Raw genomic sequence first — 24,855 nt, forward strand, 5'->3', positions numbered from 1 at the left:
TGCATTTTGGTGTCTGATCAAATCACAAAAAATTCCTGAACCAGCGAATAGCCTACCCCATGACAGGCAATTCACTGGTTCAGGAATTTTGTCGGGCTAACGAGCTTTCCACAGGGGTCCCACTATCTGGCTTTTTTTCCCGGTTTAGGAAATACCTGATGCGTATTGGCCCACTGCTGCCACAAGCCTTCCAGTTGGCGTACTTTGTCGGGATATCGGGCCGTCACATCCTGAGTTTCGGTTTTGTCGGTGGCCAGATTGAACAGGTGCCAGCTAGAGTCACGGCTTGCCGAAACGATCTTCCAGTCACCCAACCGGGCATAGCGGGCGCCAAAATGCTCGTTAAATAGCATTTCGTGGCCAGCAGACGCCTTCCCCCGAAAAGAGGGGGCCAGACTAACTCCGGTTGTTGGTGTGATCGGATAACCGTTAAAGGTCGACGGGTATCTGGAACCGGTCAGTTCGACGAACGTAGGCATAAAGTCCATCACATGGCCCACTTGTGCGCTGTAGCTGCCTTTTTTGGCTGTAATGCCTTTTGGCCAAAAGGCAACCAATGGCGTATGAACGCCACCTTCATACGACTCAGCCTTCCAGTAACGGTAGGGCGTGTTGGCTACATTTGCCCAACGCTGGCCAATCGATGCGTAGGAGGTTTCGGAACCGGGCAATACCTTCTTTTTCAGGTCATAGACAATCGGGCGGCCATCTCTGGTTTTACTGGGACGGTCGAAACCGGGACCGTAGGCGGTGCAGTTTTCAGGACTCGCTCCATTGTCCGATAAGAAAAGTATCAGCGTATTATCCAGCTGACCCGTTTCGCGAAGGGCTTTGATCATTCGCCCAATTCCCTGATCCATCCGGTCGATCATGGCCGCATGAACGGCCATTGCACGAGCATCCCATTCTTTATCCGGGTTATTTTCCCAGGTTAGTTCATCCTCCCAACGTTCAGAAAGCTTGGTTTGAGCTGGATCAATCAACCCTAGTTTACTCATTTTCTGATAACGGGCTTTCCGGATGGCATCCCATCCCGATTTGTAGGTATCCTTGTATCTGGCAATATCCTCGGGCGGAGCCATCAGTGGCCAGTGCGGAGCGGTTTCGGCAACATACAAAAAAAACGGAGCCGATGACTTTGCAAAGGACCTGATGTATGCCACTGTCGTATCACTGATCGCATCGGTATGATAGTAATTCTTCGGCACCTGCTTAATGGGCTTGGTACCGCTCACCAGGCTAAACGGATCGAAAAAATCGACGACGCCCCAGATATTTCCGAAATACTTGTCGAATCCACGGCTGGTCGGATATTGCTCGATGGGGGCAAAATCGCCGTAATCCTTCTGGTGATTCAGCCAGTCCAACTGCTCCTGCGGGGATTTCTGCACGTTGGTATTGGATACATGCCACTTACCGGTCATGGCCGTCTGATAGCCTGCTGATTTAAGTACTTCAGCCACTGTAACGGTGTTTTCGGTCAAGTGCCCTCGATAACCGGGTTCATCTTCGGCATCGGTCATCTTGCCAATGCCGGCCTGCTGATTATAGAGTCCGGTCAGCAATGATGCCCGCGTAGGACAGCAACGGGAAGTGTTATAAAACTGCGTATAACGAATCCCATTATTGGCCAGATAATCAATGTTCGGCGTATGAATTTCGCTTCCATAGCAACCTATGTCCGAAAAACCCAGGTCATCAGCCAGTATCACAATAATGTTGGGCCGGGATGTTGCCCTGGATAACTGTATCTCCGGGCGTTTTTTGTTGAATGCGCCAGAAATCAGGATGGCAACAATGGCCATCGATGGGAATAACAGGATAAATAGCCCTTTTTTCATAGAGACAAATTTCGATTGTACCAAGGCTTACTTTTTACCGGTTAACGCTTTTATGTTACTGACCTCATCTTCACTGAAGGGCGTTCCGTCTTTTCTGAAAATATCATGAAACCACAATTCAGGTTCCTTGCCATCAGGCATGGGCGTTCCCCAGGCGTAGATCGTATTGGTTTTCCCGGCGACAAACCCCCAGTTGATCGCGCCGATGTTTTCCTTTTTCAGCATGGGCATAATGGTCTGGAACAGGCTGCCGTTTTTGCGAGCCATGTATTCCGTACAGATCAACGGACGATTGTATTTTCGCAGGTCTTTGATCAGGTTCTGATGATTGTCAATATACCGGTAATTGTGGTAGGTAATCACGTCCGAGTTTTCCAGTTGAAACTTGTTTAACTCGGTAAACTTTTCACCCCAGTTCCAAACCCCTGCGCTAATCGGTTGTGAAGTGTCAACCGAACGAGCCCAGCTATATACCGCCTTAAGAAGTGGTAAACTTTTGCCAAAATACTGATTGTTACCCGGTTCGTTATACAGATCCCAGAGCAGGATCCGGTCGTCATTTTTAAAGGTATTCATCACGTCCTTCACATAACTTTCCAGTACCGAAAGGCTATCCGGATGATTCAGAATCATGGTTCCGGGGTCGCGCACCCAGCCACTGTTGTGTATTCCCGTTTTAGGTTCTGGTTGTTTGCCGGGATGGTATTCATCGTTCCAGCAGTCGTCAAAAAAGACCAGAATTGTTTTGATACCGTGTTTTTGGGCAATTTGAAGATATTGACCGAGCCGACTTTTAAACCCGGCTTTGTCCGAAGTCCAGGCTACATGGTGCAGGTAGACCCGCATCGCATTTAGCCCCAGCCCTTCGGCCCAACCCAGTTCACGATCGATGGTCTGGGAATCGAACGTTGCGGCCTGAAACATTTCCAACTGGTTAATGGCGGTACTTGGCTGGAAATTACAGCCCCTCACCCACCCTTGTTTCCGGTACCATTCATTGGCTTTTTCGGTTGACCAAATTTTGTTTTGAGCATGTAACCCGGCCGCGGAAAGCAACAGGAAAATTGGTACGATCAGTAGTTTTTTCATAAAAAATAATTCGGAATCTCAATTGATTACAAACCTATAAGGTTTTTAAAACCGCATCGGCGGCCCGGCCCGGCGCATCGGCGGCCCGGCGCATCGGTTAACTTGGCCGAGCACTAGGCACCCTTGGTTACGGGCTAATCTAATAGCCAGGATTTTGAACACAAAGCTTGTTGGCATCAATCTCCGACTGTGGAATTGGGAATAATACCCGTTCTGGTTTGGCGTTGGTTATTCCTCTGGCCAGTGCCAGTGAAATAAACGTTCCCTGGCGAATCAGATCTTCCCGGCGCTTACCTTCCGATACGAACTCCCAGCCTCTTTCCCTGAAAATTGCCGTGCGAAATGCCTCCTTGGTCGGTGCATCGGCGGCTGTCAGAATAGCAATACCCGCTCGGGTTCGAACCTGATTGATCAATGAAAAACACTCCGTTGTCGGGCCATTCAGCTCGTTTATGGCTTCAGCCCGTGTCAGCAACATATCGGCATACCGAATAACAGGTACATCGGTTCCGCTGTTATTCCCCACTGTACTGTTGTCCCAGTATTTAAAACTGCGGGCATTATCGCCCGTCGACAAATCGACCGTCTGATCACTGTTGTTCACGTAACTGGTGCAGATCAGTTGCAGCCGTTTATCCGTTGCAGCAAACGTACTGGTGAAGGCCGTACGTAGTCGATACTGAGTCGCAAAGTTAGACATGGTAGACTTGTACACGTAAGCAGGGAATTGCGGACTGCTTTTATAGGCAGGAGGCAAAGCACCCGCCTGATACCAGTTCCCGAACGGGTCTTCAGGGCGGCATTGCAAGGCTAACATCATTTCGCGGTTGCTACTGCCTTCATTTTCTACCCGAAACAGATTCACAAAACTAGGATTCAGGGAGTAATAATTCAGGTCGATGACAGCCTTCGCGGCATCGGCCGCTTTTTGCCACTGTTTTGTATTCAGATAAAACTTGGCCAGGATCCCGTTCGCATTTCCCTTGTTTAATCGCCCATATGCTTCTTCTTTTCCCGGATCGGGTAAATCAGCAATGGATTGGGTAATGTCGGTCTCGATAAAGGCTTTGAGCTCATCGTCGGTCGATCGTGCCAGATCACCGGTTTGATTAGCGGGCGTTCTGAGGGGAACCGTTCCAAAAAAACTGTACAGGAGCGCATAGGCCTGTGCCCGCAAAACCCGCGCTTCGGCCTTGTACAGTTTTTTAATGGCATCGGTGGTATTTACGTTCGCGATATTATCGATAACACCATTGGCATCACGAATCGTCCGATAATTTGGGGTCCACATATCATCGTTGAAGGTTCCGATCGAGGGGTCCCAGGTAAAATTGACGAGTGTAATAAGCTGCCCGTTCTCGGCGCCCCCCGTATTAAACCCCATATCAGTACATACTTCCGAATCATTAATGACGTAGCGGGAGTTTGATTGCGTTTGCTGCTGTGCGTAAGCCGAGAATAACAGCGATTTGATACCTGGTTCGGACGTTAGCACGTTGCTCGGCGAAAATTCAGACTTGGGGGTTACCTCAAGTGCTTCTTCGCAGGAAGAAAGCACAAACAGGGAGCAGGTCAGGGCTATATAGAGGACTATCTTTTTCATGGGAGATCCAGTTTCATTCTGTACGTGATGGCTCTTTAGTTCAGAATTGCAGATTAAGACCGGTTGTAAAGGTTCTCGTTAGCGGATAGGTATTATAATCGATCCGTAATATATTGTCACCCAACGCGTTGGCTGCCGGATCGGAACCACTGTATTTGGTGAAGGTGTAGAGGTTCTGCCCGTTCACGAATAGGGATGCACCGCTGATGTATCGGTTAGAGGGTACTGGAATTTTATACGATAATCGTATGGCCTGAAGGCGCAGATAAGAAGCATCTTCAACCGTTTTGTTGGTCACCTGTCTCTGCCCCTGAACATCATTCGGCAGGAAAGAAGGATAGTCATTGGTTGGATTCGTTGGTGTCCAGCGGTTCAGGTAAGGGTCAGCGAGTTTATTGCGCCGGTAATCGACCGGATAGTACGAATCGACCAGGCTGCTATTCAGCATTTTAGCTCCCTGCGATCCTTCGAAAAACACATCGAGAACAAGCCCTTTGAACGAAACGCTGGAGTTGAAGCCGTAGTAAAAATCGGGGAGCGATTTGCCGAGGATGACGCGATCATTGGCATTAATAATTTTGTTGCCGTCCAGATCCCGGTATTTCGGGTCACCCGGCCGAACTCCCGTTTGGGCCTGGCCGAAATCGTCACCCGTCTGCCAGACCCCATCAACAATATAGCCGTAGAATGATCCGATGGATTCGCCTGGTTTCAGGATGCTGACCTGGCCAATACTACCTGGCCCTGTACCAATGGACTGGCTCACATTTCCCAGGCTTAGCACCTGATTTTTCAACGTAGTGATGTTAAAACCCGCATCGATCCTGAAATCTTTCTTGTTGAGCACAACGCCTTTCAGAGCAAACTCAAGCCCGCTGTTACGCATACTGCCTACATTCTCGGTACGGCTGCCAAAACCGGTACTCGATGGCTGCGGAATATCATACAGGAGATTGGACGTTTTCCGATTATAGTAGTCGATACTACCCGTCAGGCGGGAGTTAAAGAACCCAAAATCAATACCCACATCGGCCTGCACCGCCGACTCCCATTGCAGGTTGGGATTGGCACTCCGGGACGGTTGTAAGGAGCTAACTTTGTTTCCATTAAATACGGCATTGCGACCAGCGGAGTAGGTCGAAAAATACAGGTAATTGACGGTAGGCTGGTTACCGGTCACGCCATAGCTGGCTCTAAATTTCAATTCGCTCAACGACCGGCTGTTTTTCAGGAAATCCTCGTCATGGATACGCCAGGCCAGAGCGGCCGAAGGAAAATAACCGAACCGTTTGTTGGGACCGAAACGCGCCGAACCGTCGGCGCGGATGGAGCCCGTGAGGAGATATTTCCCTTTGTAGGCATAGTTCACCCGCCCCAGAAACGAGATAAGTTTATTCTCCTGACGCCCACTGCTGACGCCATTCAGCGTATTATCGCCAGTGCCCAGGGCATCGTAGGTAAGGTCTGCAAGGGCAAAGGAGCGTGAACTGGCCGTTAATGAACTGGACGTGTAGCGCTCATAGGTAGAGCCGACAACAGCGCTAATCCGGTGATCCTTAACCGATTTATTATAGTTCAGCGTACCTTCAGCCAGGTAGTAGCCGCGTTTACCATCGCGCACGTCGGCATAACCGTTGTAGGACAAACCGGTTAATGTCGTTGGGTCAATCCAGAAATAACGCTGGTTGTCGTTCAGATCAACGCCTACCCGTACTTTAGCCGATAAAGACGGAGCCAGGAAATATTCGGCATACAGATTTCCAAACGTACGATAGGTATCGCCCATACCATACTGTCCATTAATAACCGCCAGGGGGTTATCCATGGGCGCCATCAACGGCGAACGATAATAAGAGCCATCGGCGTTGTAAGGTGGTGCCGTTGGGTCATAATTCTGCGCCATATACAGAGCACTCGCATTGTCGTTTAACCCCACTCCGGTTGCGTTGTAGTAATCGCGGGTATACGATGTCGTCAGGCTGATGCCGATATTGTATTTGTTCGCGATGCCATTCTCCACATTCACCCGCGCATTATACCGGCGTGTACCCGACTTGAGCATAATCCCGTCCTGATTAAAATAACCGGCCGACATATAAAATCGGGTGTTTCCACCGGCTCCGCTAAACGAAAGGTCATGCGATTGAATGGGCGCATCCCGGAGCAAGAGTTTTTGCCAGTCCGTATTGGCATTTGGGCCGGTTACTTTGGGCGTACTTAACTTTCCCAGATCGATGATTTCGTTGATGGCTTTTGTATATTCATCGCCGGTCATAAATCGCTGGGTATGGGCAACCTTCTGAACGCCGTACGTTCCGTTGTACTCAACCTTCAGTTTGCCCTCCCTGCCTTTTTTGGTCGTAATAATCACCACTCCATTCGCCCCACGGGAACCATAAATCGCCGAAGCCGATGCATCTTTTAAAATTTCAATCGACTCAATATCAGCAGGATTCAGACTGTTTAGGGGTGTTCTGTTATTCGGATTGCTGGTCGTGCCGCCAGCGCTCGCCGTGCCAATAGCGGTCCCATCGTTGACCGGTAACCCATCCACTACGTATAGAGGATCGTTATTACCCGTAATGGATGTAATTCCTCTAATCTGTACGCTCATGGTTGCACCGGGCTCACCGCTTTTCTGATAGATCTGTACGCCCGGCGATCGCCCAATCAGGGTTTGTTGCAGGTTCACATTGGTCCCACGGGTTAAATCCTGTGCTTTTAGGGAGGTTACTGATCCGGTCAGGTCGCTTTTCCGTACAGAACCATATCCGACAACGACCACCTCATTCAGAGATTGATTAGTTTCCTCTAGCTGGACATTGATCTCGGAACGTGGCTGGCCGTTACCATTGAGCAGGCTAATTTCCTGGGCAACGTAGCCTACGTACGAGAACACCAGCGTTAACGAGCCCGGCCCTGACGCCGGTTCCGGAATGCTTAACTGATAGCGGCCATTGGCGTCGGTGGTTGTTCCCCGGTTTGTACCTTTCACGACCACACTGACGCCGGGCAAAGGCTCCGCTCCGCCAGTACGGCCATTGTCGGCCGCACTCACCCTGCCGCTGATGGAAATATCCTCAGGTGCTGTCACCACCGACGTGGTCGTAGACGATGGCAACCGGAGATTGAACTGATTATTATCGGTAAGATCCTGCTCCGTGGTTAGCGCTTCCGGAAATCGGGGCGATCCACCGGTTCGGCCGTTGTCTAACACTGACTTTTTCCGGTTCAGAACGACCCAAATGCCCGGTTTAACCTGTTTGTAGCGCAGGTCAAACGGTTTTAGTAATCGACTCAGGGCGTTTTCCAGGCTTGTGCTCCCGGCTAAAACGTCGGATGGAACGGTCAGATTGGCAATGGTCCGGTCTTCAAACAGAATATCGGTACGGTAACGTGTTTTCAGGTCGCTCAATACATCGGCCAGCCGGAGTGTGGCAATAGCCGGAAGGGCTGGAGCCGTGCGGGCCTGTTGCCCAACCATGGCAATTGTCTGGCTACTGGCAGGTTGAGAACCGCTCAACAACGCGCAAAACAGCAGCATAGTGGAGTTCAAACGTGAACACATAGAGGCTTTGTGTAAGGGTAAGTAAGTCGGAAGGTTATTCGAAAAGAGTGACGGTATCGTCTTTCTGCTTATAGTTGATTTCCAGCAATTCGGCCACCACCTGTAGAAACTCATCAGCATTTTTGACCTGAAACGAACCAGTAACCGTACGATTGGCTAATTCCGGGTCTTTAAGAATCACACGCAGGCCATAGGTATCGCGAAGAAGGTCAGCGATCTCCCGAACGGATGTACTTTTAAACACAAACCGATGGTCACGCCAGGCCATACTGACTTCGGGCTGGGTGGTGAAACTTTGCGTTAATTGACCCAACGTGTTTACACTAACCGCATCACCCGGCTTTAGACGCAACTGGCGAACGGGTTTCGCCGGACTGGAATACGTAAGCTGGATAGCCCCTTTGCTTAAAACAACCCTGGTTCCACCCGGCCGGTCATATACGTTAAATTCGGTTCCTAATACCTCAACATCAACACCGCGATTTGTGTGGACAACAAATCGCTGGTGGGAAGGTGTATGTTTGATGGAAAAAGCCGCTTCGCCCGTTAAGTACACCGCCCGTGTTTTATTGCCAAAGCCAAAACGCGGTATACGAAGAGTTGAATGGGCATTCAGCGTTACCTTCGATCCATCAGGTAGGGTTAATTGATTGGTTTCACCGAAATCCGTCTCCAGCGTTTGATAAAGCAGTTGTTGTCGACCCGCATATAGTCCGGCCAGCAGGCAAAGCATCACGGAGGCCGCGACCAGCCATCGTGGGGATATGGGTAACGGGCGAACAGGCACCTGTTGCTCTTCCGTACTCAGGGGGTGTTGCTGCTGCTCCCAGACCTCAATTTTATTCGAGAGTCGGCGCAGCGCTACGTCTTCGTCGGCCAGGTATTGAAGATTCTGGTGTTCCCACTCGTCGAGCCAGGCTACGTATTGCATCTGGTTAGCCGGTTGCTGTAACCAGTCGGCAATCATCGTTCGTTGCAGGGCTGTTGAGCGACCGGCAAAGTGCTCAAACAGCGTTTCTTTCCTAATAGCCTGATTCATTTGATGACGAACGTTTGTACCGATGCAGAGAAGACCGGCTGGGTAGACGACTGAATACTAGCGAAGGCCGTTAGCCAGCAAAACAGGCCCAATTGGAGCATCTGGCGTAGTTGCGAAAGCGCCCGACTTAAATGGGCTTCGATTGTTTTCGGCGAAATCTGGAGTTCATTGGCAATTTCGCGGTGCTTTTTGCCCTCGAATCGGCTCATGATAAACACCCGCTGACACTGGGGCGGGAGCGTTCGAACGGTTTCTTCAATGCGCTGATACAACTCCGTATACTGAAGTAGTTGCTCCGGATCGAGCGAACCAACGGCATCTGTCACGTATGATTCGGCCTCCGATGTCATCGGCTCCTGCTGAAATTCCTGCCGTAGGTGTGAGTAGGCCCGCTTCCTGACGGCTCCGTACAGATAAGCCTGATAGGAGGTTGTAATGTGCTGATGAACCTGATTTTTCCAGAAGCTGAAAAATACCTCACTCACCAGATCTTCGGCAATGGTACGTGAGTGCACAAAACGAACGGCCTGACTGCACAGCGTTCGATAATAGCGCCGAAACAGTAGTTCATAACCCCGTCGGGCATTCTCATCGAATGCCTGCCGAATCAGAAATTCAGCATCCATCACAATGGGTTCGGCAGCTGACTGCCGGAACGGATTGGTTGGAACGGGTTTATCAGGTAGATTTTCGGGCATTGGCAGTAGCAAAATGAATCGCAATTACTACTAAGTCCGCAAAAGCCGCTTTATCCCCTAGTCAATTCGTAGATTTTTTTTTATTATTTTGATAATAACTATCAAACTCACCTTTAATCATTGTAAACTCAGGCTATTCCCACCAATAGCCTGAGTTTACCTGTTTTACATATCTACTGACAACGTACGGTTAAACCCCAGATAAAACCGTCCCGTGATTTCTTCAAACCGCGCTATTTTCCGAACCTTACCTCCTGCCTGTTATCGGCTTGGTTTTCATCCAACATATAGCCATACGGATCAATGGCCACCGACTGGGGCTTTTTGTTAATCGTAAGCGTTAATAGCGTTTCCCCATTGCTGAAATGATGCTTTTGCAGATAGAGTGGTTTCAGGTGTTGATCCCACTCTTCAGGTTTCCGGTCAAACAAGGCGATATCGATAGCATCATCCGGCAAAAGCGGCTTGTTTGATCCTTGTTCCGTTTTACCCATATTAATCCGAAGCGTTAGCCTGAACTGACAGTTTACGAGCGATTCGCAGGACACTACCGTAACCTTCATTGAATAGACGATTACTTTTTTGAGCAAGTCATCAATACGCCTGGCCTGAGTGGCGGTAGCTTCCTGATACAATTCATGAATCAGGTCATCAGGTGTCGCTTTGGTAGCAGGGTAAGCATGTTTCTCGATCAGGCGTTGCAAGGCTCGGTTGAGGTTCGCTTCGCCAAGTGTTTCTTTAATGGCGTACAAAACCAGTCCTCCTTTCTGGTAATAAACATACGGCTGGTCGGTTGCCTGGGCTAACGGCAACTCCTTTCCATCTGAGTTTCGCATAGAAAAGTAAAGCCCATTATCTGTCTGTAAGTAGTTCCTTAGAAGCATTTTACCAAACGATTTTTCGACTACCATGGCTTCGGTGTATTTGGCGAGGGATTCGGTGAGCAAGCCGTCTCCAGGTCCATTAACCGGTGCTACTTTGTTGGCCCACCATTGATGCGACACCTCATGGGCCACGATTGCGTAACCAAAGTTCACGTTGTCCGTATTCCGAAAGTCACTCAAAAAATTGATCCGTTCAGCGCTGAATATCAGACCCGGATAGGCAGTAGCGGCACCTTTATAGTGTGGAATCTCGGCAAGTGTGAAGTGCTTCAGGGGATAGTGGCTAAAGTTGCTGTTACAATAATCCATCGCATCTTTCATAGCCTGCATCATACTTGCCATGTTATGGGTCCGACCATCCTGATAACAGATGCTCAATTCAACACCCTTGTAGGTTTCTTTTTTGATCGTATAGCGTGCCGAACTCAGGGCAAACATAAAATTTATGGGTGCAGTGGTTTTATACTCAAAATACCGGCGCTGATCGGCGATCCATGATTTCTGTAAATCGCCCACCGTTACAACGTATTGATCAGGCTCGGTTGAAACTGTTGTTTCGAGGTCAATTAAGTGATATCGATTATCCGCCGGGACAGGTATAGACTGTGACGGAAGCCCTGATTTCTTCCGGGCTTTGGCATCATCAGTTTCGAATCGGCTATTGTAGCCCAGAAACGGTACGTATTTTTCCAGTTCGATGTAGGTGCCATTCTCGACCACAGCATGTTCACTGTTAAATGGCATAAACCCAGAGCGGATAACTTCCATTGAAAAATGTAGTGTTACCTCTGCGCCCGGCACTAACGGCTTCTGGAGAATGAACCAATACTGGTTAAATTCGGCATTGCGGGTCTGTCTGGCACCCTGTATCGATAAACGGCAGGACGTAACCTCCGGGTCAATACCAACCCAAACTGTTGACATGGGCTCAGTTGATTCATTTTTTAACCGATAGCTGCCTTTCACGGTATATTTACCGTCTTTCGGATATAAAGCGATGTCTGTTATTACAGCCTTAATAATTGGCTGTGAACGCCTGGAAAATGGTTTAAACTGCCGTTCATAACGCAACTGCCAGTCGAGTTTTGCTGCGGTGCTTTTGTAGTTGCCCACTACGTTCGTATCATAATAAATTTTCGAACCGGTAAAAAGCCAAAGCAATACGGCGGCTGCCCCTAAATAGGCACTTAATTTCCCCCAATGGCTTCCTATTGAATTCACTCGTTGCCACCCGGTATTGTACTGGCCATTTTGCCAGAGACCAATGGTCAATAAAGAAAGCACCACGGCAAAAGCCCCCCAATAAAGCATGTACCAGTTGAACGCGTTGGCAAAATGCCCAAAACCGTTCAGGTACGAGTACGTCAGTTCGGGCACAGTGGCATAGCGTAAGAGATAATGTTCAATTCCGAGCCTTCTGCTGAACACGATACAAAATGCAACCAACATACTGAGCAGCATGCCCAGGTATTTGTTGGGGGTTATGGTCTGGATGAAAACGGCCAGAACCGCGAACAGAAATAACGGCAGGCCACTGTAATAATATAACGTAAGGTAGGAAGGGAGTTCAATCGTAAAATAGCCATTACTCAGTTGTACGGCTATTCCAATCCCGATATTTGTACTGACCAGAATTACCACAAGTACGCCCAGCGTTACGCACTTGGCTCCCCATAAGCTCGACGTGAATACGGGCGTACTGTAGATTAATTCCTGCATAGTTGCCGCTCGTTCGCGACCCAGCAATTCAGCAGCATAAAAAATGATCAGTAACATAGCCAGTCGCATGGACCTGAGTTCGTCGATAATAACGCCAGTTGCAGGGTACGTGCGAATGCCATAAGAACCGCTGAACAGCGTGTCATTCAATTCAATGGCAAAGAGAAAAATCCATAATAAAAGCATAACCATGAATGGGATATGCTTCACCAGGGATATTATTTCCAGTTTTAACTGCGACAGGAAGGTTATCCAACCAAAGGCGTAACCTTGTGGATGAACTTGATAAGGACTATAACGAACCAGGTTAACCGACTCCTGCCTTGTTTTCTGTCTGGTCTGGGCAGGCAGGTGGAGCCGAAACGTAAAATACTGATAACTCACCGTGAGTAGTATACCCGCAAACGCTGTCCATAGCAGGCGATTCAGCAGGAACACATTCCGGAGGGGAAACAGCTGAGTATTACGCTGCCAGTCAGACCACAAACGGGCCTCGCCAAAGAAAGCGGCCAGACCAAATGGGTCCAGCAAAAGCGGCAATGGATCAGGTTCGGCAATTTTGAGACTAGACGTTGCCAGTAAAGGCGAATTGCCCAGTATTGACGCTGACCAGTACAGGATATAGAGCAGTACACCCGCCACATAAATGGCCCGTACATTCTGGCTAAGCATGGCCGTACAGAAGATCAGGCTACTGGAAAACAGGACATTAGGGAGGCCAAAAACAAGAAGAGGTTGCCAGAAATAATCGAAACGAAACGGACCTGACTGACCGCTATCCAGTAGCACTGAACCAGCAGCCATACCCAATAAGGAAAGGCAAAGAAGCAGAAATACAGCCAGTAACAGACCTAAAAACCGTACTCCGAAATACGGCAAACGGCCCACAGCGGTTGTAAACACGATGGCATCCATCTTATAGGTCGTATCCCGCAAAACAACATTGGCGCAGAAGATCGTACTGGCGAAAATTGAGCACAGGGAAAGCAGTCCCACGATAACCGTAATGGCATAGGGTGAATTTTTGTGGACCTCCTCGCCCCCGTAGCTCCCCTGAATGGCCAGTATCCCTAATCCAAAAAACAAGATAGCAGCTGCCCTGAACGAGATCTGGCGGAGATGATACCTTATTTCGAACGGTAAGAGTACACCTAACATGCGCTTCCCTCCTTTCTGGAACGCTGTGCGCCAAGTAATGCGGAGAAATATACCTCCTCCAGGCCAGGGTTAAGCGGTTCAAAACCGGCCTCCGGGCGATCATCGGAAAGTACATGCAATTGCAGCTTACCCGCGATCAGGCGGGTCGAGATGACGTTAAATGTTGCCTGATACGTCTGTAGGGCATCTTTTGGGATTATTTTTCGCCAAACCTGTCCTTTCAGCGATTCGGTCAAGGCAGCGGGCTTACCCTGTAAAATAACCTTTCCATGCGCCAGAACGGCCATTTCGGGGCATAGATCATGTACATCCTCCACGATATGCGTTGAAAGCAACACGACAACCTGCTCGCCGATTTCGCTCAGAAGATCATGAAAGCGATTGCGTTCGAGCGGGTCAAGGCCAGCGGTTGGCTCATCGACGATGATTAACTGAGGGTTGCCCAGCAATGCCTGCGCGATGCCAAAACGTTGCCGCATTCCTCCCGAAAATGTACTAACGGCCTGCTTTCGAACGGCATACAGGTTGGTCTGTTGCAACAAGGCCATGACCTGTTCATCGCGCTCTTTTCGAATCAGTAACCCTTTCAATACGGCGAGGTGATTCAATAAGTCCATCGCAGCCAGTTTAAGATATACGCCAAAATCCTGTGGCAGATAGCCAAGCTGTTGTCGTAGTTGCTGTGGATTTTGATGAATATCCTTACCGTCAAAAAGTACATGCCCACTGTCGGGTTGCTGGAGGGTCGCCAGCGTGCGCATTAACGAAGATTTTCCGGCACCATTCGGGCCCAAAAGCCCAAAGAGACCATTCGATATGCTTAGTGAGACATTGTCCAGTGCCTTTACCCCGTTGCCGTAGCTTTTGGTAAGATTGACTATTTCCAGCCTGTTCATCCCTATTGTTTAGTGATTATGGCTGAAATTAACCGGCCGTTCTGGAGCTGTCAATAATAGATGACAACGGTCGCCAATCAACGGATGAACGCTCTTGCTTACTCGGCAATCGGCTTTCTGCACCTACATCATCAAAATCGGTACGTTCGTCATTAAGATTTGTACGAACCAGCACGAAGCGTTTCTTTTATTCATTTCGACCGTAAATATCGTACCAATGAAACCAGGATTTCTCGCCCGGCATCAGGATTTCTGGCTCTTTATCGGCCTTTTGCTTTGGCTGGGAATTTTCCATACGCTGGAAAACGCATCGGCTATGTGGAGCGACTATTTTGTGGTTCTCCTGGTCCTGGCTCCGGTTCAAGTACCGACACTTGTATTCGCCTGGAACAAAGAACGACTGAGTCAGCTACACTCCTCTCGTGGCTACCTGACCTACTGGTTTATCTGTTTTGGCATTTGCTTACCAACCAGCACAATCCTCTGCATTTTAGTACAGCCAACCCAGTATCATGACCTGATCGTTGTTAGTTCTCTTTGTAGTTATACGCTTGAATTTTTGCTGGCCGCTAATGCGTATTACCAAAAGCGGGGCAGGCAAAGTAAATGGATTCGGAAAATTGATCTTGACAATGCCCTGCTGATCAGCGTTACACTTATTTCGGTGACGCTTGCGGCTATGGCCGTATCCAGCCTGAACAACCCGATTTATCACACAAAGGAACAACTGCTGATCGGATTCGAATTCAGTATTGAAAAAATCATTCGGCATTTTGGCACCTTTCTGAGCATCGCTCTTCAGTTCCAGTTTATGTATTTATGTGGCTATTTATTTTTCTATATCAACAGCCGTTTTCTGGTTTCGAAGGTGTTAAGACAAAACGGTCTGGTGTTATATGTTTTGAGCGTTTTAGCCACCGTTGCCTTACTGTACCCCATTGTGGCACAGCTCATTGCGTCATTGCCCATGAACCAGCTTTTCGGACATATCTTCCCGCCCAACCCGTTCAAGTTGGAAAATGCGTTTGCTGCGCTAGCCATCATGCTGATCAGTTTGCCCATTGTACTAGCCCTTCAATGGGCCAGGCAAAATAGCCAGATCATGGCCCTGGAAAAGGAAAAAACACAGACCGAACTGGATCTGTTGAAGCAACAGCTTAATCCGCACTTTTTCTTCAACACGTTGAATAATTTGTACGCCATGAGCCTGCAACAATCAAAACAAACATCGGAAAGTATTCTTCAACTCTCTGAGTTAATGCGGTATGTGATTTACAAAGGGCAGGAGCCAACGGTCAGCATCCGGGATGAGGTGAAGTATCTGGACGATTATATACAATTGCAGCGAATACGACTCAGGAAAGCGTTAGATTTTCAGTTTAAGCAAGTCATAACCGATGACCGCCAGACAATAGCTCCTCTGCTGCTGATCGTCTTTGTCGAAAATGCCTTCAAACACGGCATAGAATCCGCTGATAACGAGACTGTTCTGCATCTCGATTTACGATGTGATTCCCGGCAGCTTTATTTCCGTTGTGAAAATTCGGTCGAATCAGCTATCGAAACAAAAGATGGTATCGGACTTAGCAATCTAAAAAGGAGACTGACTTTACTGTATCCCGGTAAACATGCGCTGAAAACCACGGCTCAGGATCATACTTTTACGGCCGAATTACAACTGGACTTAGCATGAGTATACGCTGCCTGATCGTCGACGATGAGCCACTGGCCCATGATATTATCCTGAGCTATCTGGAGGATATTCCTTTTCTGGAAAATTGCGGGCACTGTTACAGGGCAACAGAAGCGCTGGCGTTTTTAAGTAAGCAAACCGTAGACCTTATTTTTCTGGATATCCGGATGCCTAAACTGAGCGGACTGGATTTTCTACGAACCTTGCAGCACCAACCGATTATTATCATTACCTCGGCTTATGAAGAACATGCCCTGGAAAGTTTTGAGCTTGATGTCTGCGATTACCTGTTAAAACCGTTCCGTTTCGATCGCTTTCTAAAAGCGGCAAACCGTGCTCTGGCCATCCATTCATTAAAGCAGCAACCAGCCGTTTCTGCACCCGTAACCCACCCGATTGCCAGTAATGAACCGGCTCAGATCTACATAAAAACGGATAAGAAATTCATCCAGATTACGCTGGATGAGGTGTACTACCTGGAAAGTCTCGGTAATTATGTGAAAGTATGGGAGAATCAGCAATTCCTGCTAACCCCAAGAACATTAAGCAGTTTCGAGAGCCAGCTTTCCGGCGAAACGTTTATCCGCATCCACAAATCGTATATCCTCAACCGAAAGTTTGTGCATTACATTGAGGGGAATACCATTCACCTAACGAACGGCAAACAATTACCGCTTGGAAAAAACTACCGGCATGTCATGAAGCAGCTTCTGAACCGGCAATAACCCAATGCCGCCAGTCAGCATACTCATGATCTGGTTCTGAAACGGAACGATCAGGACTTATCACCCTCCCAGAGATCCTGATATAGCTCCGGATGGCGTTTGAATTGGGCATGGACATAGGGGCAGAGCGGTATGACCTTCAATTGATGCTGACGGGCATACTCCACCATGTACACCAACAGTTTATGAGCTAACCCCTTCCCTTCTTGTTCTGGCACAACTTCAGTATGATACACCGTCAGGTTGGAACCAGCAATGGCAATGACCATTTCGGCTATCTTTTCCTCCCCTTCCTGAATAAAGAATGAGCCATGTTTCTTTTCATTCAGTGTCAATTGAATATCAGCCATAAACGATATCGATTAGTCAATCCTTTTGTTTTTGTATAGCAGTCTAAACCAACAGTTGCCAGTCTATTTTCGGCGACTATTTCTCAAGTGCTAACCTAAGTAATAAAAGCAGAAACCGTTCTTTTCTCCTATACGATTTGTATTCATTTCATTAGGTGCCGCATTCAGTGCGGCATTATATCTGAGCATTCTGTATCCACCTTTACCAGCATTGGATTCATTCCTGTTAACAGTGTACTTGTGATCAGCTAAAATAGTTCGAATATCCAGGTTGAAAAGTTACTCTTTCAGTATACCTTGACCGAACGAGTCTCCTCTGAACGGTCGTCAGGATTTTCACTTACAACACATAAAACGCCAAAAACACACGCTTATGAATCGTCTTCAGGATAAAGTAGCTGTCATTACGGGAGGAACCACGGGGATTGGCCTGGCAACTGCGAAAGAATTCATTGCCCAGGGAGCAAAAGTAATTATCACGGGTCGCAGTCAAGCCTCAGTAGATCAGGCCATTACCGAACTTGGCGAACAGGCGTACGGATTTATCTGGGATGCCACCGATTCAGGTGCTATTTATCGCTTTGCTGAATTTGTTCAGGAAAATTTTACCTCAATCGATATCCTGTTCATCAATGCAGGAGTCGCCAAATTTGCCACCTTTGAGCAGATGACGCCTGAAATTTTTGATGAAAGCGTCAACACGAATGTTAAAGGAGCGTATTTTACGATTCAGGCGCTGTTGCCTTTCATGGATAAAGGCGGCTCGATTGTGCTCAACACCTCGATAAACGCTCATATCGGTGCACCCGGTGCCAGTGTTTACGCAGCCACGAAGGCTGCAGTACTGACATTGGCCAAAAATCTGTCTGTCGAACTGATAAGCCGGAACATTCGTGTCAATGCGATCAGCCCAGGTCCGATACAAACTCCCCTGCATACGTCCACTAAATTAGGGTTGTCGGAGCAGCAGGTCGACCAGATGAATCAGGGAATTATAGAGAAGATTCCGCTCCATCGCTTTGGCCGTCCCGAAGAGATTGCCAAAGTTGCCCTTTTCTTCGCTTCCGACGATTCATCGTTCGTTGTGGGTGCCGAATTGATTGTTGATGGTGGTATGACTCTTTAATCGATGGTCCGTCCACTTAAAATTCGTCGAATCGTTGCTGTTGGACTATGCTGTCCGATAACAATGATTCGACATTATTCAACGACCCAGCTAAATGTCGAACTAACCCGCCATTTTCTGAACGCCTGCTGATGTCGAGCCCACCCGTTGACCCTTCGTTGCCGAACGCAGTGGCTTCCAGAACCGGATTGAATTGTCATAAATTTCCCGCTTTAGCCCATACCCGTTTTTGTTCCAGAAAGTACTTAAAGCCCGTTCATCGGCCGGGCTAGTGGCAAACTGCGAAGGTACAAACTGGCCCCTGATCCAGGAAGCTCCCTGATTTCGGGCAAAGGCTTCAACTGCTTTTACTAACTGACTACCGAATCCCTGCTGGCGATGGTCTTTATCGGGAATGACCAGTTGATCCAGAAAAAAGTGAGGCTGTCCATTAAACCACACCGCATAACGTCTAAACTCACCAGTGGCATAGCCAACAGTTTGGTTACAGTCATCCAATAAGTCAAGCCGATAGACCTGAGCACTCGACGAAGTTGGCTCTATTTCAATTCGTATGGTCATAGTAGGAAGAAGTTTTATGATACAAATAAAACATAAAAACCCTCAAATTACATAACACATATACTATAATATATTTCATATTTATTCGACGCGCATACAATTCAAAAATGTGTGCGCCATCGGCTATACAAACCAATGTACTGATATACAGGATATTATTAACAAACTTTAACAGTAGTAGCCTCGCAGTCGGGCGGTATCTTCCGTAGTTTTGGCAGCACCTTATACAAATACATTTCGCTAATTCTACATCGGTATGCTGTTATTTAAACGATTGAACATCCTCGCAGGCTGGCTCGTTTTTGCTGTCGCATTTACTACGTATGCGATGACCGTTGAGCGTACAGCCAGTTTCTGGGACTGTGGTGAATTCATTGCCTCGTCCTTCAAACTTCAGGTTCCTCATCCGCCAGGCGCCCCTTTATTTCTTCTTTTGGGGCGCATTTTCTCGATGCTTTCATTAGGTGATCTCACTCAGGTCGCCTACTGGATCAATATGGGATCGGCACTGGCCAGCGCCTTCACCATTCTGTTCCTGTTCTGGACCATTTCGCTATTGGCGCAGAAATTACACGGTACAGCTGAAAATGAATATTCTACGGCCGATGCCGCCCTGATTATTGGCAGCAGTACCATTGGGGCTTTAGCGTACACGTTCTCCGATACCTTCTGGTTCTCTGCCGTAGAAGCCGAGGTGTATAGCATGTCCTCGTTTTTTACGGCCATTGTCATCTGGGCTGCCTTCAAATGGGAACGCATTGTCGATCAGGCAACTGCCAATCGCTGGCTGGTTTTTATTGCTTATCTTATTGGCCTGTCGATCGGTGTTCACCTGCTGAATCTGGTTATATTACCTGTACTGGCTCTCATCTATTATTTCAAAAAATATCCCCAGCCAACTTTCTGGGGAGGCATAATGGCCCTGAGTATTGGTCTGGTTGCCCTGGGAATCATCAATGCGTCGATTCCGGGTTTGCCTGCGCTTGCTTTCACCGTCGAACGGGTGTTCGTTAATTCATTTGGCCTACCGTTCAATTCGGGGGTCATTTTCTTCACGGTACTACTGCTGGGGGGTATGACGTCTGGCATTATCTGGTCGATTCGCCAGAAGTGGGTAACCCTGAATACATCACTCCTTGCCCTGGCGTTCCTGCTCATTGGTTACACATCCTACCTACAGGTATTGGTTCGGGCTAGCTTCAATCCGCCAATCAATGAAAATGCCCCATCCGATGTACTCAACTTCCGGGCCTATCAGGGGCGGGAACAATACGGTAGCCGATCATTACTCTACGGCCCCTTATTTACCGCCCGGCCCATCGATCAGAAAAAAGGTGCGCCAATGTGGAAGAAAGAAGGCGATAAATACGTCATCTTCGATTATCAGCCCGAGTACATCTATGCCCCCGGTGATGAACTATTATTTCCTCGGCTTTACAGCAGTCAGCTCAGCCATCCGCAGCTTTATCGACAGATGTTAGGTCTGGCCGAAGGGCAGAAACCGACCATGATCGACAACCTTAAGTTTCTGTTTACCTATCAGTTAGGCCACATGTGGGGGCGATACCTGATGTGGAATTTTGCCGGTCGCGAAAGCGACGAAGAGGGAGCAGGCTATCTTTTACCCTGGTCATCGGACCAGAACGTACCCGACCTGTTGAAAGCGAACAAAGCCCGCGACAATTTTTATATGCTGCCGTTTCTGCTGGGCCTCTTCGGCATTGTCTTTCAGTACGTTCGTCGACGGCACGACTTGCTGGTTGTGGTATTATTGTTCCTGATTACGGGAATTGGTCTGCAAATTTTCCTCAACTCTCCACCGTCGGAACCGCGCGAACGGGATTATATCTACGTTGGCTCGTTCTATTTCTTTGCCATCTGGCTGGGGTTGGGTGTCATGGCGGTTGCCGAGGTTTTACGGACCTACCTGAAATCAGCCACAGTACGCAACGAACTTGTTCTGGGCCTGTGTCTGCTGGTGCCAATTCTCATGTGCGTGAAAAGCTGGGATAATCACAACCGCGACCACCGCTTTCACTCGGTTGATTTCGCGAAAAATATGCTCAATTCGTGTGCTCCTAATGCGATTCTGTTTACGGAGGGCGATAACGATACCTTTCCGCTCTGGTACGTGCAGGAGGTAGAAGGATTCCGGCGCGACATACGGGTTTGCAACCTTAGCCTTCTGGGCACCGAGTGGTACATTCAGCAGATGAAACGAAAGACGTATGAGTCAGATGCGGTTCCCATGTCGCTGGAGTTCGATCAGTTCAACAAGGGTAAAAATGATATTATACCTTTCTATGAAGTACAAGGAGTCAAAAACGGCATTGATCTCAAGCAGTATATCAATCTGGTCAAAACGAATAGCCCGGCCATTCAGGTCCCGCTGACCAGTGGAGATATGACCAATATTTTACCGTCGTCGGTGCTCTTTCTGCCGATTGACAAACAGGTTGTCGATAACGCAAAGTTTGTTCCGGCGTCACTGAGGCCATTTATGAAAGACACTCTACAGTGGACCATTGGCAAGAAAGACCTGTACAAACCTGATCTGGTCATGCTCGATATGATCGCTACAAATAACTGGCAACGCCCCATCTATTTCTCGAGCACGCTGGCCAACGATCATTACCTGAACATGAAAAATTATATGCAGTTGGAAGGCTATACGTATCGGTTAATGCCAGTAGCCGTTCCGGGAGCGACGGATGGCTATGTAAATTCCGATATCATGTTTACCAATATGATGCACAAAACCTACTGGCGGGAGTTCGATAACCCAAACGTATACTATGACGAGACCTATAAAGGTCCACCCGTAATCTCGGCCCGGATTGCGTTCTTCCGGCTGGCCGATCAGCTGCTTCGGGAGGGAAAAACCGATAAAGCCCGTCAGGTGCTTAATTACTCGTTAAAAGTTATGCCGGACAAGAGTATTCCTTACGACCAGATTTCGTCTAATTATGTCCGGTTTCTGTTTGCCGTAAATGATACGAAGGAAGCTCTGACCATTGCTGATACCATGGCCACCCGCGCCGACCAGAATCTCACGTATGCCCGAAGCGGGCAGGGGCGATTTGGCAGTCCGGAGGGCGATCTATACGTGCTTCAAACCATTGTCGAAGCCTGCAAGCAAGCCCGACAGGAAACGGCTGCGACGAAGTATGAGGCCATTTTCCAGCGACATCTCACTGCCTTTGGCGGATAGTAGTTGGTTGCATTCAGGAGTCCGGTTGACTTTGCCCACCGGACTCCTGTCGGGAGCCTGACTTCCGACGATTGATTTGCAATGAATCAGGCTACGTCCTGAAAGCTAAAACAGCTTCACTTTATAGCGATAGCGACCCCTGAAATACTCCCGCATTTTGATCACCTCTCTCGATTGATCGGAAATCCAGAAAGTAGCAAAAGCACCCTGTTGCCCATAATCTATTTTCAGCAGCCAGCAATTGATTTTGGCCGTTCCGCTGATCGGTAACTCCTCCTTCCCAGTCACCGACAGGCGGTAATAATTTGAAGTTGGGGCTCCGGGCTCATAAAATGCCAATGCAAACTCCTGACCTATTTTCTTAAACGGAAGCAATGGTAGAATTTCCAGGTCCATCGGGAACTCGAAAGCTGGTGGATTCATGATAACGTTGAACGTGCTGTCTTTGGCCGTACGTCGGTTGGCAGGAGGAATGGTGACGGTGTTTCCGGTAAAGACAAAGTTTCGGTTCCCTCGCTTCGTATAGGTAGCCTCATGCGTTAACGGCGCTAGCGACGACAGCAAACCCGTTGCCTTAACATGCGCGAGCAACGAATCTTTTTGAAACCACGTCCAGTCAAACTCGTAGATTTTCTGACCGGTAGCCGATTTGGAGAAGCGAATGGTCCGGTCCCAGATGTCGGCGGAGGTTAATCGTTTGCCGGTACTATCTTCAAAAAACACAGCGTATGACCGTTTGGCTTCTTTAAATGCCGCCATATTCAGTTTCAGACTAGCGGTGTTGATTGTATCGATCTGAGCCTGGGCAGTTAGGAAAAAAAAACAGCACAACAGGGTTAGTAAAAGGAGTTTTCTCATTGATGAAAGCGAATGATGGCCGATGTCGTTCGCAAGTTATAGGCCGCAGGACCTGATATTGGGGCAAATTTGTCTACCGTACAACTTCGCTGATAACGGAAGGTATTTCGCGGATGAGTGGCTTTCCGGTTGGCTTTCGTTCACGTCCTTCACGCTTCTCCAAACGGGAGTAATCGAAGGACATTTTGGAAAAAAGCCTAATTCTGTGAATTCCAGCGTTTTTATCGCTTAATTCGCTGAACTCTCTTTTTATCATATTCATCAGCTGAAAATTAACCTACTGCATGACCGAATTTGGTGTATTAGGCCACGCACTCAACGCCTTTGCTGAAATAGACGAAGAGTCCTTTGCACTCTCTATTCCCTACTGGCAAAAAAGAACCTACCAGAAAGGCGAATTTTATAATGAATACAAAAACGTTTGCAAACACCTCGGTTTTATTCTCAATGGCATTTTCAGAGCGTATTGCATTAACGATAAAACCGGCGAGGAAAAGAACGTTTTCTTTTTTTCAACAAACCAGGTAGTCGTTTCGTACAAGAGTTTTATTAATCAGACGCCCTGCAATTATTATACGGAATCCATGGTCGATTCCACGATTCTATACATTCATATCAATCACCTGCTTGAGCTTTATCAACGCTCACACCAGTGGGAGCGATTTGGCCGATTAGTTGCCGAACGGGCTTTCAATATCGCCATGACCCGAACGGAGGATTTTCTTTTTCAAACACCTGAACAACGGTATCTGGATCTCATCGAACAGCATCCTGATATTTTCCAGGCCATTCCGCTTTATCATATCTCATCATACCTGGGTATTCAGGGGCCTTCATTAAGCCGTATTAGGAAAAGATTATCGCTTCGGTAACCGATTTTAACCTGGGTTAATATTCTTATCCGTACACTTGTTGACTTTTGTCCTGTTCAACGAGCAGATGAACAGTGTTCTAACGCAGCAGTATTGTAAGTTTCTCTTTTTATAAACCATTAATGCCCTTGAATCATGGAAACCAGTAAAAACAAGACTATTGTATTCGTAACCGGAGCCTTTGTCACTCATCATGGCTGGAAAGAATGGCAGACCTATTTTGAAAGCAAAGGTTATACTACCCTTGCACCACCCTGGCCGTATAAAGATGGGACGGCTGCCGAGCTACGGGCAAGACAGCCAAATGACACCGATCTGGCGGCTTTGACCCTGTCTCATCTGGTCGATCATTATGCGGAAATTGTCAAAGCACTTCCCGAAAAACCAATCATCATCGGACACTCCCTGGGTGGATTGATCACTCAGATCTTGATCAACCGGGATTTGGGCGTTGCAGGGGTCGCGATTCACTCGGTTCCGCCACAGGGCGTTATTCCCTATGAGTTTTCGTTTCTGAAAGCGGGCTGGAAAGCACTTGGATTGTTTACGTCCCTTGACGAAACGTATTTAATGTCTTTTGAAGACTGGCAGTACGCGTTCGTCAACGAGATGTCGCTGGAAGATCAGGAGAAAGCATACGAAGAAAATACGATTCCTGAATCAAAAACAGTGGCCAGAGGTGGTCTAACCAGTGCCGCTCACGTGGATTTCGAAAAAGCGCATCCCCCACTTCTCTTGACGTCTGGCAGCATCGATAACATCATACCACCACACCTGAATAAACGAAATTTCAAGGCTTATGAGCAGAGTGGTTCGGTACTGGAATACAAAGAGTTTGAAGGACGCAATCACTTTGTAGTTGGGCAACCTACCTGGAAAGAGGATGCCGATTATATTCTGGAGTGGTTGGCTAAGAATGCGTAGATAGCTGGCAATAGTTCGGTTCAGGACAGAGGCACAAAGG

General features: G+C 48.1%; 17 protein-coding genes. 6 read left to right on the top strand and 11 right to left on the bottom strand.

Features of this window, described 5'->3' with window-relative positions; all coding sequences use genetic code 11:
* Positions 1 to 122 precede the first annotated feature (122 nt).
* The 8 genes from GJR95_RS18670 to GJR95_RS18705 form a co-directional block, all read right to left on the bottom strand.
* A complete protein-coding gene (locus GJR95_RS18670) occupies positions 123 to 1,841 on the bottom strand; it encodes an arylsulfatase (RefSeq protein ID WP_162387301.1) in 1,719 nt (572 codons plus the stop codon).
* Positions 1,842 to 1,868: 27 nt separating this feature from the next.
* Positions 1,869 to 2,930, bottom strand: a complete 1,062-nt coding sequence (locus tag GJR95_RS18675) for a glycoside hydrolase family 2 TIM barrel-domain containing protein (protein ID WP_162387302.1) — start codon at positions 2,928 to 2,930, stop codon at positions 1,869 to 1,871.
* Positions 2,931 to 3,069: 139 nt separating this feature from the next.
* Entirely contained in the window at positions 3,070 to 4,533 is a 1,464-nt protein-coding gene (locus tag GJR95_RS18680; protein WP_162387303.1) for a RagB/SusD family nutrient uptake outer membrane protein, read from the bottom strand.
* A 40-nt stretch (positions 4,534 to 4,573) separates the two neighbouring features.
* Positions 4,574 to 8,101, bottom strand: coding sequence for a SusC/RagA family TonB-linked outer membrane protein (locus GJR95_RS18685; protein WP_198424861.1), 3,528 nt, complete (start codon positions 8,099 to 8,101; stop codon positions 4,574 to 4,576).
* A 34-nt stretch (positions 8,102 to 8,135) separates the two neighbouring features.
* Entirely contained in the window at positions 8,136 to 9,140 is a 1,005-nt protein-coding gene (locus GJR95_RS18690) for a FecR family protein (protein WP_162387304.1), read from the bottom strand.
* Complete coding sequence (locus GJR95_RS18695; RefSeq protein WP_162387305.1) at positions 9,137 to 9,838, bottom strand: RNA polymerase sigma-70 factor; 702 nt, start codon at positions 9,836 to 9,838, stop codon at positions 9,137 to 9,139. Before GJR95_RS18695 ends, GJR95_RS18690 begins: the two co-directional genes overlap by 4 nt.
* 233 nt (positions 9,839 to 10,071) lie before the next feature.
* Positions 10,072 to 13,527, bottom strand: a complete 3,456-nt coding sequence (locus tag GJR95_RS18700; RefSeq protein WP_162387306.1) for a M1 family aminopeptidase — start codon at positions 13,525 to 13,527, stop codon at positions 10,072 to 10,074.
* Positions 13,528 to 13,592: 65 nt separating this feature from the next.
* Entirely contained in the window at positions 13,593 to 14,495 is a 903-nt protein-coding gene (locus tag GJR95_RS18705; RefSeq protein WP_162387307.1) for an ABC transporter ATP-binding protein, read from the bottom strand.
* Positions 14,496 to 14,712: 217 nt separating this feature from the next.
* Here GJR95_RS18705 and GJR95_RS18710 point away from each other — a divergent pair, with 217 nt between their 5' ends.
* Complete coding sequence (locus tag GJR95_RS18710; protein WP_198424862.1) at positions 14,713 to 16,188, top strand: sensor histidine kinase; 1,476 nt, start codon at positions 14,713 to 14,715, stop codon at positions 16,186 to 16,188.
* Entirely contained in the window at positions 16,185 to 16,913 is a 729-nt protein-coding gene (locus GJR95_RS18715; RefSeq protein WP_162387309.1) for a LytR/AlgR family response regulator transcription factor, read from the top strand. The genes GJR95_RS18710 and GJR95_RS18715 overlap by 4 nt, the downstream gene beginning before the upstream one ends.
* A 50-nt stretch (positions 16,914 to 16,963) precedes the next feature.
* On the opposite strand, the gene GJR95_RS18720 is transcribed toward GJR95_RS18715, so the two are convergent.
* On the bottom strand, positions 16,964 to 17,263 hold the full coding sequence (locus tag GJR95_RS18720; RefSeq protein ID WP_162387310.1) for a GNAT family N-acetyltransferase: 300 nt from the start codon (positions 17,261 to 17,263) through the stop codon (positions 16,964 to 16,966).
* Positions 17,264 to 17,636: 373 nt separating this feature from the next.
* On the opposite strand from GJR95_RS18720, the gene GJR95_RS18725 reads away from it, so the two are divergent.
* The gene (locus tag GJR95_RS18725; RefSeq protein ID WP_162387311.1) at positions 17,637 to 18,389 is read left to right on the top strand and encodes an SDR family oxidoreductase; all 753 of its coding nucleotides are present in this window, start codon (positions 17,637 to 17,639) and stop codon (positions 18,387 to 18,389) included.
* A 102-nt stretch (positions 18,390 to 18,491) separates the two neighbouring features.
* Here GJR95_RS18725 and GJR95_RS18730 read toward each other — a convergent pair whose 3' ends face one another.
* Complete coding sequence (locus tag GJR95_RS18730) at positions 18,492 to 18,950, bottom strand: GNAT family N-acetyltransferase (RefSeq protein ID WP_162387312.1); 459 nt, start codon at positions 18,948 to 18,950, stop codon at positions 18,492 to 18,494.
* Between the two features lie 256 nt (positions 18,951 to 19,206).
* Here GJR95_RS18730 and GJR95_RS18735 point away from each other — a divergent pair, with 256 nt between their 5' ends.
* Entirely contained in the window at positions 19,207 to 22,161 is a 2,955-nt protein-coding gene (locus GJR95_RS18735) for a glycosyltransferase family 117 protein (protein WP_162387313.1), read from the top strand.
* Positions 22,162 to 22,266: 105 nt separating this feature from the next.
* Here the strand turns inward: GJR95_RS18735 and GJR95_RS18740 are convergent, their stop codons facing one another.
* Positions 22,267 to 23,019, bottom strand: a complete 753-nt coding sequence (locus GJR95_RS18740) for a hypothetical protein (protein WP_162387314.1) — start codon at positions 23,017 to 23,019, stop codon at positions 22,267 to 22,269.
* Between the two features lie 284 nt (positions 23,020 to 23,303).
* On the opposite strand from GJR95_RS18740, the gene GJR95_RS18745 reads away from it, so the two are divergent.
* Positions 23,304 to 23,891 (top strand): Crp/Fnr family transcriptional regulator, encoded by a 588-nt coding sequence (locus GJR95_RS18745; RefSeq protein ID WP_162387315.1) that lies wholly within the window; start codon positions 23,304 to 23,306, stop codon positions 23,889 to 23,891.
* 135 nt (positions 23,892 to 24,026) lie between these two features.
* Positions 24,027 to 24,815 carry an alpha/beta hydrolase gene (locus GJR95_RS18750; RefSeq protein ID WP_162387316.1) on the top strand — a complete coding sequence of 263 codons (789 nt, stop codon included), beginning with the start codon at positions 24,027 to 24,029 and terminating at the stop codon, positions 24,813 to 24,815.
* Positions 24,816 to 24,855: the final 40 nt, after the last annotated feature.

Source organism: Spirosoma endbachense (assembly GCF_010233585.1).
Taxonomy (GTDB): Bacteria; Bacteroidota; Bacteroidia; order Cytophagales; family Spirosomataceae; genus Spirosoma; species Spirosoma endbachense.

Excerpts from the sequence above, each read along its gene's own strand:
- GJR95_RS18670 (WP_162387301.1), bottom strand. The coding sequence starts at position 1,841 with ATGAAAAAAGGGCTATTTATCCTGTTATTCCCATCGATGGCCATTGTT.
- GJR95_RS18675 (WP_162387302.1), bottom strand. The coding sequence starts at position 2,930 with ATGAAAAAACTACTGATCGTACCAATTTTCCTGTTGCTTTCCGCGGCC.
- GJR95_RS18680 (WP_162387303.1), bottom strand. The coding sequence starts at position 4,533 with ATGAAAAAGATAGTCCTCTATATAGCCCTGACCTGCTCCCTGTTTGTG.
- GJR95_RS18685 (WP_198424861.1), bottom strand. The coding sequence starts at position 8,101 with ATGTGTTCACGTTTGAACTCCACTATGCTGCTGTTTTGCGCGTTGTTG.
- GJR95_RS18690 (WP_162387304.1), bottom strand. The coding sequence starts at position 9,140 with ATGAATCAGGCTATTAGGAAAGAAACGCTGTTTGAGCACTTTGCCGGT.
- GJR95_RS18695 (WP_162387305.1), bottom strand. The coding sequence starts at position 9,838 with ATGCCCGAAAATCTACCTGATAAACCCGTTCCAACCAATCCGTTCCGG.
- GJR95_RS18705 (WP_162387307.1), bottom strand. The coding sequence starts at position 14,495 with ATGAACAGGCTGGAAATAGTCAATCTTACCAAAAGCTACGGCAACGGG.
- GJR95_RS18710 (WP_198424862.1), top strand. The coding sequence starts at position 14,713 with ATGAAACCAGGATTTCTCGCCCGGCATCAGGATTTCTGGCTCTTTATC.
- GJR95_RS18715 (WP_162387309.1), top strand. The coding sequence starts at position 16,185 with ATGAGTATACGCTGCCTGATCGTCGACGATGAGCCACTGGCCCATGAT.
- GJR95_RS18720 (WP_162387310.1), bottom strand. The coding sequence starts at position 17,263 with ATGGCTGATATTCAATTGACACTGAATGAAAAGAAACATGGCTCATTC.
- GJR95_RS18725 (WP_162387311.1), top strand. The coding sequence starts at position 17,637 with ATGAATCGTCTTCAGGATAAAGTAGCTGTCATTACGGGAGGAACCACG.
- GJR95_RS18730 (WP_162387312.1), bottom strand. The coding sequence starts at position 18,950 with ATGACCATACGAATTGAAATAGAGCCAACTTCGTCGAGTGCTCAGGTC.
- GJR95_RS18735 (WP_162387313.1), top strand. The coding sequence starts at position 19,207 with ATGCTGTTATTTAAACGATTGAACATCCTCGCAGGCTGGCTCGTTTTT.
- GJR95_RS18740 (WP_162387314.1), bottom strand. The coding sequence starts at position 23,019 with ATGAGAAAACTCCTTTTACTAACCCTGTTGTGCTGTTTTTTTTTCCTA.
- GJR95_RS18745 (WP_162387315.1), top strand. The coding sequence starts at position 23,304 with ATGACCGAATTTGGTGTATTAGGCCACGCACTCAACGCCTTTGCTGAA.
- GJR95_RS18750 (WP_162387316.1), top strand. The coding sequence starts at position 24,027 with ATGGAAACCAGTAAAAACAAGACTATTGTATTCGTAACCGGAGCCTTT.